Source organism: Azospirillum sp. TSH100, assembly GCF_004923295.1.
Classification (GTDB): domain Bacteria; phylum Pseudomonadota; class Alphaproteobacteria; order Azospirillales; family Azospirillaceae; genus Azospirillum.
The window spans coordinates 675181-690606 of record NZ_CP039637.1; the positions used below are offsets into that span (position 1 = coordinate 675181).

General features: G+C 67.3%; 17 protein-coding genes. 11 read left to right on the forward strand and 6 right to left on the reverse strand.

What is annotated here, in order from left to right:
- The first annotated feature begins 18 nt into the window (after positions 1–18).
- From E6C72_RS24400 to E6C72_RS32560, 4 genes are read left to right on the forward strand one after another with little or no spacing between them, the layout of a single operon-like run.
- Positions 19–1098: a putative urea ABC transporter substrate-binding protein gene (locus E6C72_RS24400; RefSeq protein WP_109084058.1), complete on the forward strand. Its 1080-nt coding sequence runs from the start codon at positions 19–21 to the stop codon at positions 1096–1098.
- 3 nt (positions 1099–1101) lie between these two features.
- Positions 1102–1926 (forward strand): ABC transporter permease, encoded by an 825-nt coding sequence (locus E6C72_RS24405; RefSeq protein ID WP_109084057.1) that lies wholly within the window; start codon positions 1102–1104, stop codon positions 1924–1926.
- Complete coding sequence (locus tag E6C72_RS24410; RefSeq protein WP_109084056.1) at positions 1923–2729, forward strand: ATP-binding cassette domain-containing protein; 807 nt, start codon at positions 1923–1925, stop codon at positions 2727–2729. Before E6C72_RS24405 ends, E6C72_RS24410 begins: the two co-directional genes overlap by 4 nt.
- A 25-nt stretch (positions 2730–2754) precedes the next feature.
- On the forward strand, positions 2755–2889 hold the full coding sequence (locus tag E6C72_RS32560; protein ID WP_256379129.1) for a hypothetical protein: 135 nt from the start codon (positions 2755–2757) through the stop codon (positions 2887–2889).
- On the opposite strand, the gene E6C72_RS24415 is transcribed toward E6C72_RS32560, so the two are convergent.
- The 3 genes from E6C72_RS24415 to E6C72_RS24425 form a co-directional block, all read right to left on the reverse strand.
- The gene (locus E6C72_RS24415; protein ID WP_109084055.1) at positions 2864–3595 is read right to left on the reverse strand and encodes an SDR family oxidoreductase; all 732 of its coding nucleotides are present in this window, start codon (positions 3593–3595) and stop codon (positions 2864–2866) included. The genes E6C72_RS32560 and E6C72_RS24415 overlap by 26 nt on opposite strands.
- A gap of 67 nt (positions 3596–3662) precedes the next feature.
- On the reverse strand, positions 3663–4676 hold the full coding sequence (locus E6C72_RS24420) for a 2-keto-3-deoxygluconate permease (RefSeq protein WP_109084054.1): 1014 nt from the start codon (positions 4674–4676) through the stop codon (positions 3663–3665).
- A 270-nt stretch (positions 4677–4946) separates the two neighbouring features.
- Entirely contained in the window at positions 4947–5792 is an 846-nt protein-coding gene (locus tag E6C72_RS24425) for a fumarylacetoacetate hydrolase family protein (RefSeq protein ID WP_109084053.1), read from the reverse strand.
- Positions 5793–5959: 167 nt separating this feature from the next.
- Between E6C72_RS24425 and E6C72_RS24430 the strand changes: the two genes are divergently transcribed.
- The 5 genes from E6C72_RS24430 (at position 5960) to E6C72_RS24450 (ending at position 9653) form a co-directional block, all read left to right on the forward strand.
- Positions 5960–6646 carry a GntR family transcriptional regulator gene (locus E6C72_RS24430; protein ID WP_158280103.1) on the forward strand — a complete coding sequence of 229 codons (687 nt, stop codon included), beginning with the start codon at positions 5960–5962 and terminating at the stop codon, positions 6644–6646.
- A gap of 118 nt (positions 6647–6764) precedes the next feature.
- On the forward strand, positions 6765–7337 hold the full coding sequence (locus E6C72_RS24435) for a TetR/AcrR family transcriptional regulator (RefSeq protein WP_247875460.1): 573 nt from the start codon (positions 6765–6767) through the stop codon (positions 7335–7337).
- Positions 7334–7996, forward strand: coding sequence for a CDP-alcohol phosphatidyltransferase family protein (locus tag E6C72_RS24440; protein ID WP_109084050.1), 663 nt, complete (start codon positions 7334–7336; stop codon positions 7994–7996). Before E6C72_RS24435 ends, E6C72_RS24440 begins: the two co-directional genes overlap by 4 nt.
- A complete protein-coding gene (locus E6C72_RS24445) occupies positions 7993–8679 on the forward strand; it encodes a lysophospholipid acyltransferase family protein (RefSeq protein ID WP_109084049.1) in 687 nt (228 codons plus the stop codon). Before E6C72_RS24440 ends, E6C72_RS24445 begins: the two co-directional genes overlap by 4 nt.
- A gap of 8 nt (positions 8680–8687) precedes the next feature.
- Positions 8688–9653 (forward strand): phosphatidate cytidylyltransferase, encoded by a 966-nt coding sequence (locus E6C72_RS24450; protein ID WP_109084283.1) that lies wholly within the window; start codon positions 8688–8690, stop codon positions 9651–9653.
- 56 nt (positions 9654–9709) lie between these two features.
- Here E6C72_RS24450 and E6C72_RS24455 read toward each other — a convergent pair whose 3' ends face one another.
- A complete protein-coding gene (locus E6C72_RS24455) occupies positions 9710–11869 on the reverse strand; it encodes a M48 family metallopeptidase (RefSeq protein ID WP_199228661.1) in 2160 nt (719 codons plus the stop codon).
- A gap of 86 nt (positions 11870–11955) precedes the next feature.
- Positions 11956–12891, reverse strand: a complete 936-nt coding sequence (locus E6C72_RS24460; protein ID WP_109084048.1) for a LysR family transcriptional regulator — start codon at positions 12889–12891, stop codon at positions 11956–11958.
- Between the two features lie 93 nt (positions 12892–12984).
- Between E6C72_RS24460 and E6C72_RS24465 the strand changes: the two genes are divergently transcribed.
- A complete protein-coding gene (locus tag E6C72_RS24465) occupies positions 12985–13467 on the forward strand; it encodes an ester cyclase (RefSeq protein ID WP_109084047.1) in 483 nt (160 codons plus the stop codon).
- An 80-nt stretch (positions 13468–13547) separates the two neighbouring features.
- Here the strand turns inward: E6C72_RS24465 and E6C72_RS24470 are convergent, their stop codons facing one another.
- On the reverse strand, positions 13548–14273 hold the full coding sequence (locus tag E6C72_RS24470) for an SDR family oxidoreductase (protein WP_109084046.1): 726 nt from the start codon (positions 14271–14273) through the stop codon (positions 13548–13550).
- Positions 14274–14420: 147 nt separating this feature from the next.
- On the opposite strand from E6C72_RS24470, the gene E6C72_RS24475 reads away from it, so the two are divergent.
- On the forward strand, positions 14421–15332 hold the full coding sequence (locus E6C72_RS24475; protein ID WP_109084045.1) for a LysR family transcriptional regulator: 912 nt from the start codon (positions 14421–14423) through the stop codon (positions 15330–15332).
- Positions 15333–15426 lie beyond the last annotated feature (94 nt).

Here is a 15426-nt window from a genome sequence, read left to right on the forward strand (position 1 = left end):
CGGGAAGGGGATTTGAAGATGCGGACCTTGCTCAAGCGCGTCGTGTTCGGCGTGGCCCTCGCTGCAACCGTGGCCGCCGCCCAGTCGCCGGCCATGGCGGCGGAGAAGAAGAGTTTCCGCGTGGCGTGGTCGATCTACGCCGGCTGGATGCCGTGGGGCTATGCCGCCGACAGCGGCATCATGAAGAAGTGGGCCGACAAGTACGGCATCAAGATCGACATCGTGCAGATCAACGACTATGTCGAATCGATCAACCAATACACCGCCGGCGCCTTCGACGGCTGCGTCATGACCAACATGGACGCGCTGACCATCCCGGCGGCGGGCGGCGTCGATTCCACCGCCGTGATCGCCGGCGACTATTCCAACGGCAATGACGGCATCGTGCTGAAGAAGGGCAAGACCCTGAAGGACATCAAGGGCCAGAAGGTCAATCTGGTCCAGCTGTCGGTGTCGCATTACCTGCTGGCCCGCGGGCTTGAGTCCGTCGGCCTGCGCGAGAAGGACGTGACGGTGGTCAACACCGCCGACGCCGACATCGTGTCGGCCTTCACCTCCTCGCCCGACGTCACCGCCACCGTCACCTGGAACCCGCAGCTGAGCGAAGTCGCCAAGACCCAGAGCGCCACCATGGTGTTCGACAGCTCCAAGGTGCCGGGCGAGATCATGGACCTGATGGTCGTCAACTCCGCCACCATGAAGGACAACCCGGCCTTCGCCAAGGCGCTGGTCGGCGCCTGGTACGAGATCATGGGGCTGATGACCAGGCCCGACACGGCGGAGGGCAAGGCGGCGCTGGAGGCGATGGCCAAGGCGTCCGGCACCGATCTGGCCGGCTACAAGCAGCAGCTCGTCACCACCAAGATGTTCTACACCCCGGCCGACGCGGTGGGCTTCGCCACCGGGTCCGATCTGGTCAAGACCATGGATCTGGTGCGGACCTTCTCCTTCGACCACGGGCTGCTCGGCGAGGGCGCGCGCAGCCGCGACGCGGTCGGCATCGCCTTCCCCGGCGGCACGGTGCTGGGCGACGCCAAGAACGTGAAGCTGCGCTTCGATGCGGAGGTGATGAAGCAAGCCGCCGCCGGGACTCTCTGATCGATGCGCCGGATCATCAACCGGCGGCCGGGGCGTGGGGGCATCGTCTTCTGGGGTGCCCTCCCCTTCCTGGGCGCGGCGGCGCTCTATGCCGTCGCCTCCGCCCTGCGGCTGGCCGAGAACCCGGCCGACAAGCTGCTGCCGCCGCTGTCGGCGATGGCGGCGGCGGTCGCGCGGATCGCCTTCACCCCCGATGCCCGCACCGGCGATTACCTGATGTGGGCCGATACGCTGGCGAGCCTGCACCGGCTTGGCCTCGGTCTCGGGGTGGCGACGGCGGCGGCGTTGGTGATCGGCATCGCCATGGGGCTGATCCCCTATGTGCGGGCGGGCCTGTCGCCCTTCGTCGCCATCCTGTCGATGGTGCCGCCGATGGCGGTGCTGCCGGTGCTGTTCATCGTCTTCGGGCTGGACGAGCTGTCCAAGGTGGTGCTGATCGTGGTCGGGGTGGCACCCTTCCTGATCCGCGACCTCGCCATGCGCACCGGCGAACTGCCGGCCGAGCAGATCATCAAGGCGCAGACGCTGGGCGGCAGCACATGGCAGATCGTGCTGCGGGTGGTGCTGCCGCAGATGCTGCCGCGGCTGGTCGACGCGGTCCGCCTGTCGCTCGGCCCGGCCTGGCTGTTCCTGATCTCGGCGGAGGCCATCGCCGCGACCGAGGGGCTCGGTTACCGCATCTTCCTGGTCCGGCGCTATCTTGCGATGGACGTGATCCTGCCCTACGTCGCCTGGATCACGCTCTTGGCCTTCCTCTCGGACTATCTGCTGCGCCTGTTCAACGCCCGCTGTTTTCCCTGGCTGAAGGCCGGAAAGGGGTCCGCATGAGCCACGTGTCCGTTCGCGGCCTGTGGAAGGAATATCCGGGCCAGGTGGTGCTGGAGCGCGTCGATCTGGAAATCCCGTCCGGCGAGTTCTGCGCCCTGGTCGGCCCGTCCGGCTGCGGCAAGACCACCTTCCTGCGCATGCTGCTGGGCCAGGAACGGCCGACGCGCGGCGGCATCCTCCTCGACGGCCGGCCGCTGGTGGCTGAGCCCGGCCCCGACCGCGGCGTGGTGTTCCAGCGCTATTCGGTCTTTCCCCATCTGACGGTGCTGGAGAATGTCATCCTCGGCCGCGAGTTCGAGGGATCCCGCCTGCTCGGCCGGCTGTTCGGTGCCCGCCGCCGCGCCGCCGAGGAGGAGGCCAGGGGCATCCTGGCGGCGGTCGGGCTCGGCGACCATCTGCGCAAATACCCGGCGGAGCTGTCCGGCGGCATGCAGCAGCGCCTCGCCATCGCCCAGGCGCTGATCCTGAAGCCGAAGATCCTGCTGCTGGACGAACCCTTCGGCGCGCTCGACGCCGGCACCAAGGCGCAGATGTACGAGCTTCTGCTGCGCCTGTGGTCGGAGCGGAAGATGACCGTCTTCATGGTCACCCACGACCTGAAGGAGGGCTTCACGCTCGCGACCCGCGTGCTCGCCTTCGACCGGGTGCGGATCGATCCGACCGATCCCGGCGCCTATGGCGCGCGCATCACCTACGACTTGCTGCTGGCCGAAAAGGATGTGGTTCAGCAGAGGCTCTGCGCCACGGGCGGGCGGTCACGGGAAACGGAGGATCGCCTTGGAACGCTTGTCGCGACTCATTGAGATGACCAGGGAGATGACCAGGGAGATGACCGGGGAGACGGCCGGGGAGACGACCAGGGCGGCGCTGCATGCCCTGTTGCTGACCCGCGCGAAGGCGGCGCACCCCTGGCTCTTCACCGCCCCGGCCTCCCCCGCTACATCGTCCAGCCGCCGTCGATGACGTGGATCTGGCCGGTGGTGTAGGTGGCGGTGGCGAGGTGGAGCGCCAGTTCGGCGATCTCCTCCGGCTGGCCGATGCGGCCGATCGGCTGGCGGGCGATGAAGGCGGCGCGGGCGGCCTGATAATCGCCCTGGGCCGACAGCCGCTCCTGAAGCGACGGCGATTCGACCGTTCCCGGACAGATGGCGTTGCAGCGGATACCCTTGGCCACATAGTCGGCGGCGACCGACTTGGTCAGGCCGATGACCGCCGCCTTGCTGGTGGTGTAGGCGAAGCGGTTGGGAACCCCCTTCACGCTGGACGCCACCGACGACATGTTGATGATGCAGCCGTCGCCGCGGTCCAGCATGCCGGGCAGCACCGCCCGGGTGGTGCGGACCAGCGCCTTGACGTTGAGGTCGAGGGCGAAGTCCAGTTCCTCGTCCTTCAGCTCCAGGATCGTGCCGTTGTGCACGACGCCGGCGCAGTTGAACAGGATGTCGACGCGGCCGATCTCACCCAGGACGGAGCGCACGGCCTGATCGTCGAGCACGTTCAGCACCCGCGTCTCGATGCCTTGCCCCGCCAGTTCGGCCAGTTTGGCGCCGTTGGCATCGGTGGCGAAGACGGTGGCGCCTTCGCGGGCGAACAGTTCGGCGGTCGCCCGGCCAATCCCCTGGGCGGCGCCGGTGATGACGGCGATCCTGCCGGCCAGCTTTCCGGTCATGGTCAAACTCCTGAAGCGATGCTTGAAAGGTTTGAAAGGCGATTCCTGTCGAAGAACGGGCGCGGAATCAGTCCACCGGCGTCGCCACGGCCGGCATCATCGGGGTGTCGGCGCGGTTCGTCTCCGCCAGCCCCTGGCCGAAGCGCTTGTACCAGAGGCCGGTGATGACCGGCACGACGACAGAGGTGACAATGATGCAGATCGCCACCAGCACCGTTGCATCGGCCGCCGCGGGGGCGAATTGCGGGGCGACGGCGGCGATCGCCACCGGATTGGCGGCGGCGGCACCCGCCGTGGAAGAGGCGGCGATACCGGCGGTGCCGGTGCCGCGGCCGATGATCTTGTCGGCAAGGATCAGCGGAATGCCCGTCAGCACGATGACGCCGAACGCCAGCATGAGCCCGAGCCCGAGCAGCGGCGAGAACAGCGTGCCGAGATTGATGGTGTTGCCGAGCGCGAAGGCGAAAAAGGGGATCATCAGTTGGCCGCCCGGCGCGAAGAGGGCGCGCAGCTTCGGATCCAGATTGCCGAGCGCGAAGCCGGCCAGGAAGGGCAGCACCGCGCCAATGAAGATCTGCGGCTCGAAATGCGCGGCACCGGATGCGCCGAGGATGATCATGCTCATCAGCGGACCGGATTCGATGGAGGTCAGCACGAAGGCACCGGCCTCCTCCTTGGTGCCGTAGGTCTGCATCAGCGAGGCGTAGAGCCCGCCATTGGTCATGTCCATGGCGCAGACGATGGCGAGGATCGACAGCCCGGCGAAGAAACCGCTGTGGATGCCCTCGGCCGGAATGAACTGCGAGGCCACCAGCACGATGATCCAGGCGGCGAGCAGCTTGGTCAGTACCAGCGTGCCGGATTTGCGCAGCACGGTTCCGGTGGCGCTAAGCTTGATCGACGCGCCCATGCAGAAGAACCAGACCGCCAGGATCGGCACGACGCCGGTCATGATGCCCTGGGTGAAGCCCTTGAAATAGCCGGGCGCTTCGGGAACGAAGGTCTTGCACAGGGCGCCGAGCAGCAGCGGCACCAGCATCAGGCCGCCGGGAATCCGGTCCATTGCGTCTTTTATGTTCATCGGGCGGGTCCTCCGCAGATCTCGGATGAATGAGCGGGCGTCATCACCGGCAAGGGCGATTCCCCGCTTTCTGAATTGATTGGAAGGGACGGCGATCACGCGACAGGGTGCGCCGGTCGGACCTTGTCCGCCAGCTGGTGGGTGTCAGCGTCGATCGTCACAAAAGATGGGCGGGACGCGCCGGACGGCCGAACCGTTGGCCAAGCCCGCGCGTCTCCGGTTCCTCGGTTTCCCGGAAGGGCCGCGATCACCCGCGGCCCGCAACACTGGTCAGGTGGCGGCGACGCGCTGGTTCTGCACGCCCAGCCCCTGGATTTCGACGCGGATGCTGTCGCCCGGCTTCAGGTAGCGCGGGGGCTTCTGGCCCATGCCGACGCCCGGCGGGGTACCGGTGGTGATGACATCGCCCGGCATCAGCGTCATGAACTGCGAGATGTGGGACACCAGGAACGGCACCTGGAACACCATCGTCCGGGTCGAGCCGTTCTGCATGGTCTGACCGTTGACCGACAGGCTCATGGCGAGGTTCTGGACATCCTCGATCTCGTCCTTGGTGACCATCCAGGGGCCGAGCGGACCGAAGGTCGGGCAGCCCTTGCCCTTCGCCCACTGCCCGCCGCCGCGCTCCAACTGGTAGGCGCGTTCCGACACGTCGTTGCACACGCAATAGCCGGCGACATAGTTCAGCGCGTCGGCCTCCGACACGTAGGAGGCGCGCTCGCCGATGACGATGGCGAGTTCGACCTCCCAGTCGGTCTTCTCGGAGCCCGGCGGGATCAGCACGGTGTCGTCCGGACCGACGATGCAGGACGGCGCCTTGTTGAACAGAACCGGCTCCGCCGGGACCGGCATGCCGCTCTCCGCCGCATGGTCGGCATAGTTCAGCCCGACGGCGATGAAGTTGCCGACACCGGTCACGCAGGAGCCAAGCCGGACCGAACCGGAGACCACCGGCAGATCATCGACCGAAACCGACCGGATCTTGTCCAGGCTGCTTTTGCTCAGCGCGGAACCGTCGATGTCCTTGACGACCGATGAAAGGTCCCGGATGGCACCGTTGCTGTCGATCAAGCCGGGCTTCTCTTCACCGGGAGCCCCGAAGCGGACGAGTTTCAAAGCGCTGTCTCCTTGTACCGGCCAACCTTGCGATCGTTGTCCAAGGCGGTCATTTTCCGTGATTGCTATGTTACCATACAGTTTCCATGGATCATTTGTGCTGTCAATGGTTTTCGAATGAGCGTAGGATTTTCGAAAATGTGGATGCGGGTTCTGAGGAAGCAGTCATGAAGGACCGTGCCGAGGCACGCACGCTGGCGGGCGACGCCTATGCCGTCATTCACCGGGCCATCCGCTCCGGCTTGCTGAAGCCCGGCCAGCGCCTGCGCTTCGCCGATTTGCAGGCTCTGTGCGGCATGAGCGTTTCACCGGTGCGCGAGGCCCTGGTCCGGCTGACCGCGGAGGGCTTCACCGTTTCCGACGATCACCGGGGCTTTTCGGTCGCTCCGCTGTCGATCGCGGAACTGCTGGACATCGTCGGCACCCGCAAGCTGCTGGAGGGGGAGGCGCTGCGGCTGTCGATCGAACATGGCGATTCCGACTGGGAAGGCCGCCTGCTGGCGGCGCACCATGTGATGTCGCGGCTTCCCCGCGAACGCGACGACCTGCCGACCGCCATCCGGGAGGATTGGGACCAGCGGCATGCCGATTTCCACCGTACCCTGATCTCGGCCTGCCGGTCGCCGATCCTGATCGAACTGTGCGAGAAACTGTTCGTCCGAGCGGACCGCTACCGCCGCCTGTCGGTCAGCGTCCCCAACCAGTCCCGCGATGTGGTTTGCGAGCATGAGCGGATCATGGCCTTCGCGCTCGACCGGAACGCCGATGGAGCGGTGGCTGCCCTGAAGGAACATTACCAGCGGACCGCCGATGCCGTGGAGAGGCTGTTTCAGGACGGCGCCATGGTGGACTGATGGGCCCTTCGCCATAGGTGGCGGGGCTCGCCCCATGGAATCCTATCCTTTTTTGCCATTGCGCCCGCGAAATGGCTTGGTCACTTTGTGAGTGAACATTCATTCACATGATGCTGCCATGTCCATCGACGTTCGTCAGAAAGTCCGTGACGCCGCCGTCGCGCTGTTCGCCCAGAAGGGGGTGAAGGCGACGACGGTCCGCGATATCGCCCGCACCGCCGGAGTATCGGAAGGGGCGCTCTATCGCCACTGGCCAAGCAAGGAGGAGCTGGCGGCCGACCTGTTCACGGCGGAATACACCGCCATGTCGCAGAGCCTGCGCGACGCGGCCGGAAAGGGCCCGGCGCCCGAGCGGCTGCGGCGGATCATCCACCATGCCTTCCATCTGGCGGAGGCCGCACCCGACCGCACCCGTTTCCTCCTGCTGTCGCAGCATGAGGCGCTGCCGCTGGTGCCCAAGGACCAGGAAACGCCGGTCGACGTGATCTGCGGCGTCATCGCCGACGGCATCGCCGAGGGCAGCATCGTGCCGGCGGACCGAAATGCGCTCTCCCACATCGTCATCGGCGCCATCGTCCTGAACGTGCAGTCGCAGGTCTACGGCCGGCAGACGGCGCCGCTCTCCAGCCTCGCAGGAGCCATCGCCGACGCGATCCTCACCGGGATCTCCAGGACAGGAGCCGCACAATGAGCCCCCCCACACCCGCCGGAGACCGGCGCCCGATAGCGACCCGTTCGGCCCGCTGGGCACAGAGGCTGGCAGCGTGGCTGACCACGACGCCGGTCACGCCGAACCAGATCTCGCTTCTGTCGGCGGTGTGGGCGGGGATCGGCGGCGCGCTGCTGCTGCAAGGCGGCGCCCTGGCCTGGATCGGTGCCGCGCTGTGCGTCCAGCTGCGCCTTCTGTGCAACCTGCTCGACGGCATGGTCGCGGTGGAGGGTGGCAAGGGATCGCCGGTCGGCGCGCTCTACAACGAGATTCCCGACCGCGTTGCCGATACCGCCTTTCTGGTGCCGCTGGGCTATGCCGCCGGTCTGCCCTGGCTCGGCTGGGCGGCGGCGCTTGCCGCCATGATGACCGCCTATGTCCGAACCTTCGGCGGAGCCCTGGGACTGGCGCAGGACTTCGGCGGCGTGATGGCGAAGCAGCGCCGCATGGCCGCCCTGACCGTCGCCCTGCTTGCCCAGGCGGTGGAGCATGCGCTGTGGGGGACGACGGTCAGCCTGCTGGCGGCAGCCTGGATCATCATGGGCGGCAGCCTGCTCACCGTCGTGACCCGCACGCTCGGCATCGCCCGCCGCCTGAAGGCCCACCATCTGGAAACCAGCCATCCGGAGGCCCGGTCATGATCCCTCTTCTCCAACCGGTGCTCCGTCACGGTCTGCTGGGGCTGACCCGCCTGCTGGTCGGCGCCCGCGCCAGCTGGGAAGGCGACGCTCCCCCCGCGGGCGCCGCGGATGTACCGCGCATCTATTTCGCCAACCACACCAGCCACCTCGACACGCTGGCCGTCATGGCAGCGTTGCCGGCAGACCTGCGGGCGCGGACGCATCCGGTGGCGGCGCTCGATTATTGGGGCGGCTCCGCCCTGCGGCGGGGGGTGGCGGTTGGCTGCCTGAACGCCCTGCTGGTCGACCGCACCGGCAAGGCGACGGCGGACGTGATGGACGCCATGACGGCGGTGCTCGAACGCGGAGAATCGCTGATCCTCTTCCCCGAAGGCACCCGGGGCGACGGCACCGTGGCCCCGTTCAAGAGCGGCCTCTACCATCTCTCCCAACGGGTGCCGGCCGCCGAACTCATGCCGGTCTTCATCGAGAACCTGCACCGAGTGATGCCGAAAGGCATGCCGCTGCCGGTGCCGCTGATCTGCACCATGCGCTTCGGTGCCCCGCTGGAACCGGTGGAGAGCGAAGGCAAGGCGGCCTTCCTGGAACGGGCGCACAAGGCGCTGGTATCCCTGTCCCCATCCAAATCCCAATCCTCTTCACACTCCACCTCCCAGTCCTCAGGCCAAGGGACCGTCCAATGAGCAGCGCGATGACCGCAGTGACAAGTTTCTTCACCACCACGGATCCGCTGTTCCTCTGGCTGTCGGGCGCCGCCCTGGGCCTGCTGGTCGTCGCCACACTGATCGGCGCCGTCCTCGCCCACCGCGTACAAACGCCGGCCGGACGCGACACCGTGCGCAACCTGAACGCCCGCATCCGGTCCTGGTGGGTGATGGTGGCGCTGTTCGCCGCGGCGATGCTGCTGGGCAGCGTGGTGACGCTGGTGCTGTTCACCCTGCTGTCCTATCTGGCGTTGCGCGAATTCATCACGCTGACGCCGACCCGGCGCGGCGATCACGCCGGGCTGTTCCTGTCCTTCTTCGTGGTCGTGCCGCTGCAATATTGGCTGGTCGGGCTCGGCTGGTACGGGCTGTTCTCGATCTTCATCCCGGTCTACGTGTTCATGGCGCTGCCGTCGCTGTCGGTGCTGGGCGCCGACCCCACCGACTTCCTGACCCGTACCGCCAAGGCGCAGTGGGGGCTGATGCTGGCGGTCTACTGCACCAGCCATGCGCCGGCCCTGCTGTGGCTCGACATCCCCGGCTACCGGCTGCCCAGCGCCCTGCTGCTGCTGTACCTGATGACGGTGGCGCAGCTCAGCGACGTCTTCCAGTATGTCTTCGGCAAGCTGTGGGGGAAGACCCGGCTGTCGCCCGGCATCAGCCCGTCCAAGACGGTGGAGGGGCTGCTCGGCGGCGGGCTGACCGCCGTCGCCATCGGCACCGGGCTGCACGTCATCACGCCCTTCTCGCCGCTTCAGGCGGCGGGCATGTCGCTGGTCATCGTGATCGCCGGCTTCTTCGGCGGCTTCGTCCTGTCGGCGATGAAGCGAGACCTCGGCGTCAAGGACTGGGGCACGATGATCGAGGGGCATGGCGGCGTCCTCGACCGCCTCGATTCCATCGTGTTCTCGGCGCCGCTGTTCTTCCACCTCACCCGCTACTGGTTCACCTGACCGGGGGAGTCCTCCGATGATGGGCGGGGCGATCCGGCATGCGTAGGGTCCCCGCCTCAATCCCCGGCAAGCTGGCGGCGGGCATAGGCGGCGGACAGGTAGCGGCGGACCAGCGCGTCGAATTCCGCCGCCTTCATGCCACGGATGCCCATCGCCTCCAGCACCACCGTCCGATTGCGCCGGTTGACCTTGTTGTAGATGGAAAAGCCGATGCGGTTGGGCAGGGGCGCCTCCTCATGCAACGCCAGCACCAGCGCCAGCCGGCGCGCCGCCGCCACCTGCATCCCGGCCACGTCGGTCCAGGCGATGGGCTCCCGCAGCCGCGCCGACATCAGCGCGTCGGGGGTCAGGGTCATCAGCGGCCCCTTCGTCTTGTGGCGGACCCAGGCCGCATAGCCCAGAGCGAAGCAGACACCGAGCGCTGTCACCCCCCCGACGAATGCCCGCGTCCCGGAATCGTTGCCGAGGCCGAGTTCCCGCCCGAAGGCAATGACGCCGATGCCAAAGGCGGCGAAAATCGCCGCGATGAAGCCCATGGCCCAGATCATCGGCCTGCCGTTCTCGTAGAGCACCGTGTGCTCCGTCGGAACCGCCGCGGCGGCGGCCTCCAGCTCTTCCCGGTTCAGTCGGTGCGCCTGCCGGGCCTCGTCGAGGAACCCCGCCGTCAGGGTGTGGCAAATCCAGCCCCAGTCGGCGAACAGCCGGTGCGGCAGGCCGGTGTCTTCCGCCGATGGTCCGCGGGCGGCACGGGTCAGCAGGCGTTCGTCGATCTGGACGCCAAGGGTGCTGATCCGCAGGGCTGTGGTCGGATGGTTGTCGGTCGGATGGGGCTGGCACTCCTCCAGATGCACGGCGGGATCGGGGAGGCCATCTTCGACACGCCGCAGGATATCGGCCATCAGGTCCGGCCCGGCATTGTCGGGGGCGGAGAAGGCGTCGTTCAGGGTCCCGACGATGGCCGGCGCCAGTGTGGCGGTGCGAAGCAGGGCAAGGGGAACACTCTCAGGACCACTGACCAGACTGGCCCGGCGGTCAGCCTCCAGCTCGCGCTGCCGCCGGTGCTGGGCGACGGCAATATCGAAACTCTCCAGCGTGTGGAAGCCGAGATGCAGGGCCGGAGCGAGCATGAAGCCGCCGGTGCCGGTGCGCTCGCCGAGCGCGGTCAGGGTCCGCCACAATCCGGCATGGATCGGGGCGAAACGGCGGCTGTAGGTGGTATCCCCGCCCGAGAAATGGGCCAGTTCATGGCCGATGACCGCCGCGAGTTCGGTCTCGCCGATCAGTGGCAGGCAGGGAGCCGGCAGATGAAGGGTGCGGCCCGACAGCACCCGCTCTCCGCCAAGCGGCCGGACCGGCGCCTCGGTGACGAAGAAGCCCTCGGTCAGGCCGACCAGGATGCTGTCCGGCATCAGCGCCTCATGCCGGGCGGCCAGATCCTCGACGAACCGCCAGAGGCCGGGCGCCTCGTCCCGGCTCACCACCACACCGCGAACGTCGAGCGGCTCCATGCTGTAGAGGTCGAAGACGCGGCGCATCGCGATCACCGCCATCACCGCACTGTAGGCGGCAAGCCCCGCGAGCATCACGGCGGCGGCGAAGAGCTTGACGCTGCCGGTCGACAGATGGTCCCAGAACCACAGGCTCGCCGCCTCGAACAGCGAGGCCGAGACGCTGGCGATGCTGAGACCCACGAGCACGGCGGCGAGCGCGAAGGGCAGGCCCCGCCTCAAGCGGTCGAAACTGCGGATCAGGGCGTCGCGCGATTTCCGCGCCCGCATGGCCGCGATCCGCGCCGCCAGCAACCCGGTCAGCCCGGCAAGGAAAGCCAGCAGGCCGCCGGCCATCGTGCCCCAGCTCAACGGGTAGCGGATCCGCGAGACCTCGGCGCCCTCCTCCATCGTGTCGATGGCCTTGCGGACCCCGGCGACCGCCATCGAGACCGGCATGCGGCGACCGTCCGGCCCGCCCATGGTAACGATCGCCGCCGGAGTCTTCGCTTCGATCCGCTGAAGCTGGTCCAGAACCTGCGGCAAGTTCCCTCCGGCCTGCCCGTACTCGTCGAGCGTCGCGGTGGCCCGCTGTTCCTGCCAGATCCCGAGCGCCACGAACGACAGCGGAACGACCAGCAGCCAGATGACGCGAACCAGCCAGAGAGGAAAGCGAATGGCACGCCGGACGGTGCCAGCCATACCACCGGAAGCGAGTGTGTCCGCCACGTCCGATCTCCCATTCATCGACGCATCGCGCGGGAGGATCGCGCAATGCGCGCAATGGGACCAGCCGCCCGGAAGGGGTAGCGATTTCACGCCATGGCGGCCGGGGGGCGCAGACCGGCACGGTGCGGGACCGACGCCAGCAGGTCACGGAACCACCGCTGCGCCGGATGGACATCGTTGCGGCGATGCCAGGACAGAGCGAAGAGGATCGACGGAAGGTCGAGCGGAGCGGGCATGACGCAAAGCCGCTCCGCATGGCCCGACGCGGCGACCACCCCCTCCATCAGGGTTGCGATCAGATCGGTTTGCGCGACGAGGGCAGGTGCGGCGTAGAGTTGCGGCAGCGTCAAGGCCAGCCGGCGCTTCACCCCTTGTCTGGCCAGGGCTGCATCGACCACGCCGTAGTTGTCATTCTCCGGCGACACCAGAAGGTGCGACTGCTCCAGAAAGCCGTGGAGGTCGAGAGGCGGGTGTACGGTCGGATGCCCCTTGCGGACGACGCAGACAAAGCGCTCCTCGAACAGGGGGCGACTGACGATCCTGGCCGTGGATGCCGGCGGCACGCCGACCGTCAGATCGACCTCGCCGGCGTCCAGCATGCCGATGGCATCGTCCCGTGCGATGAAATTGCGGATGCGCAGGGTGACGCCGGGGGCCTGTTCGCGCAGGACCCCCAGCAGTGACGGCAGCAGCGCGAAGGTTGGGTGGTCCGACAGGCCCAGGGTGAAGCTGGCGGTGGAGGTTGACGGGTCGAAGGTCTGCGTGAACTCCAGGGCGCGCTGAAGTCCGGTCAATGCCTGGGCGACCGGCTGCGCCAGATCGAGCGCCAGCGGCGTCGGTTGCAGCCCCTTTGGCCCGCGAATGAACAGTTCGTCCTTCATAAGCCCGCGCAAACGCCCCAGCGCGGCGCTCATCGCCGGCTGGGTCCGGCCGATGCGGGCTCCGGCCCGTGTCACGCTGCGTTCAGCCATCAGGGCGTCGAAGGCGACGAGAAGGTTCAGGTCGATGCCGTGCAAATCCATGTCATAGATGTTTTCATATATCAAAGATCGATTTCAAGCATGTTCAGGCGTCGGATAACGTCTCCCCATCGCATTGACGGCAGGAGAAGCTCCATGACACCGAACACCGGGACGCCGACTGAAACCGGCCTGACACCGCAGGACCGCCACGCCATCGATACGCTCTACCGTGCCTTCAACGAAGGCAATCCGGACCTGCTCGACGAGGCCCTGGCCGAAGACTGGCAGGACATCCCCCTCAATCCCGGTCAGCAGCCGGGACGCGACGGGATGAAACCGCTGATCCGCAGCTTCCTGACGGCCTTTCCCGACACGAAGATCGAGGTTCTGGACATTCTCGGCGCACCTGGACGTGCCGCCGTACGCGCGGTGATAACCGGAACGCACCGTGGGGAATGGTTCGGAATCGCCCCGACCGGCCGGCCCTTCCGGGTGGCGATCCACGAATTCCACCGCATCGCCGACGGCAGACTGACCCACACCTGGCATCTTGAAGACTGGTTCGGCTGGCTGAATCAGGTCGGGTGGCCGGGGCGACAGGGCCCCGGCAGCCCGGATCACGGGGAAACCGTCTGAACCGATCGCACTCTTAGTTTTTGATTTTCCGTGTGATTCACGCTTCAAGCGCTTCCGCTTGAAGCGATCACACTCCGACGCTAGCTTCGGGCGACGGGGCGGACGGTGATCTCGTTGACCCCGATCTCCCGCGGCTGTTCGATGGCGAAGAGGACGGCCCGCCCGATCGCTTCCGGGTCGATCGCGTTGCGGCGGTACTCCACCATCGCCCGGGCGGCCGTTTCGTCGGTGATGGTGTCGGCGAGTTCGGACCGTGTCACGCCGGGATAGATGCAGGTCGCGCGGATCGTCCCGCTTTCCTGGCGCAATCCGTCGGTGATGGCCCTGACCGCGAATTTCGTCGCGCTGTAGACGGCTGAGGTCGGCACCACCTCGAAGCTGCCGACCGAACCGATGTTGACGACATGTCCGCTTCCCTGCGCCTCCATCACCGGCAGGACCGCTGCGATGCCATGGAGCACGCCCCGGATGTTGACATCGATCATGCGATCCCATTCCTCCACCTTCAATGAGGCGAGCGGGGACAGCGGCATCACGCCGGCATTGTTGACCAGGACGTCGACGCGACCGAAGCGCTCCCCGGCCTCGGCAACGAAGTCCTCCACACTGGACCGGTCGGTGACGTCGAGGACGCGGGCGGCGGCCCTGCCACCCTTCGCCTGGATCTCCTTGACGAGCGCGTCGAGCCGGTCGGTCCGGCGCGCCCCCAGCATCAGGGTGGCGCCGGCCTGGGCGAGGACGCGCGCGGTGGCTTCGCCGATGCCGCTGGAGGCACCGGTGATGAGAACGACCTTGTCGATAGTCATGACAGTCTCCTGGCTTTCCTGATTGCGGGAAGCGGTTCGCGGCGCGCGATGCGCCATGCGCCCGCCGTCCATGCCCAGAAGGTGGCATGCGGCCGCTGTCGAGATAACTTGCCAAGAACTGGACGCCGTGGTTAGAACAGCTAACCAATGCAGACTGACCTGAACCTGCTGACCCTGTTCGCCGCGGTGGCGGAGACCGGCAATTTCCGGGCGGCGGCGGACCGCCTCGGGGTAACGCGCTCAGCCGTCAGCCAGGGTGTGCAGCGGCTGGAGGCCACGCTCGGCCAAGCGCTGTTCCTGCGCACCACCCGCAGCGTGCGATTGACCAAGGCCGGCGAACGGTTCCTGGCGCAGGTCTCCGCCCCGCTGGCCGAGATCGCGAGCGCCATCGACGCGCTGTCCGGCTCGGCGGCGGAGCCGCGCGGGTTGTTGCGGATCGCCGCCACCTCGATCGCCGAGCGGTTTCTGTCCGGACCGCTGATCGCCTCCTTCAGCGAGGCCTATCCCGGCGTCACGCTCGACGTGACGGTGACGGACCTCGAGTTCGACATCGTCGCCGCCGGCTTCGATGCGGGGGTGCGCCTGGGCGAGGTCATCGAGCGTGACATGATCGCGGTGCCGCTGACCGGCGACCAGCGCCAGATCGCGGTGGCGACGCCAGGCTATCTGGCGCGCCACGGCACGCCCCAGCACCCGCGCGACCTCGTCCGCCACCGCTGCATCGGCTGGCGGACCCAGCCGGACACGGCACCCTATCGCTGGGAGTTCGAGAAGGACGGACACGCTTTCGACGTGTCGGTCGAACCGCAGATCACCACCAACGACATGCTGCTGATGCTCCGCACGGCACTTGCCGGCGCCGGCATCACCTTCGGCATGGAAGAGACGTTCCAGCCCTTTCTGGAGCGTGGCGAACTCGTCTCGATCCTCGACGACTGGCTGCCGCCCTTCGCCGGCTTCTTCCTGTATTTTCCGAGCCGACGCACGGTGACGCCCAAGCTCCGCGCCCTGATCGACCATGTGCGGCGCCACCGGGAGGGATCACCATTCGCTCGATGATTCGTTTTCAATACAATCTCATGTGGAAACGATAAGACTTCCCTTCCGGCCCCTGCCTGTTGAAAATCGCCGTCGACACGGAAAGGCGGCAACC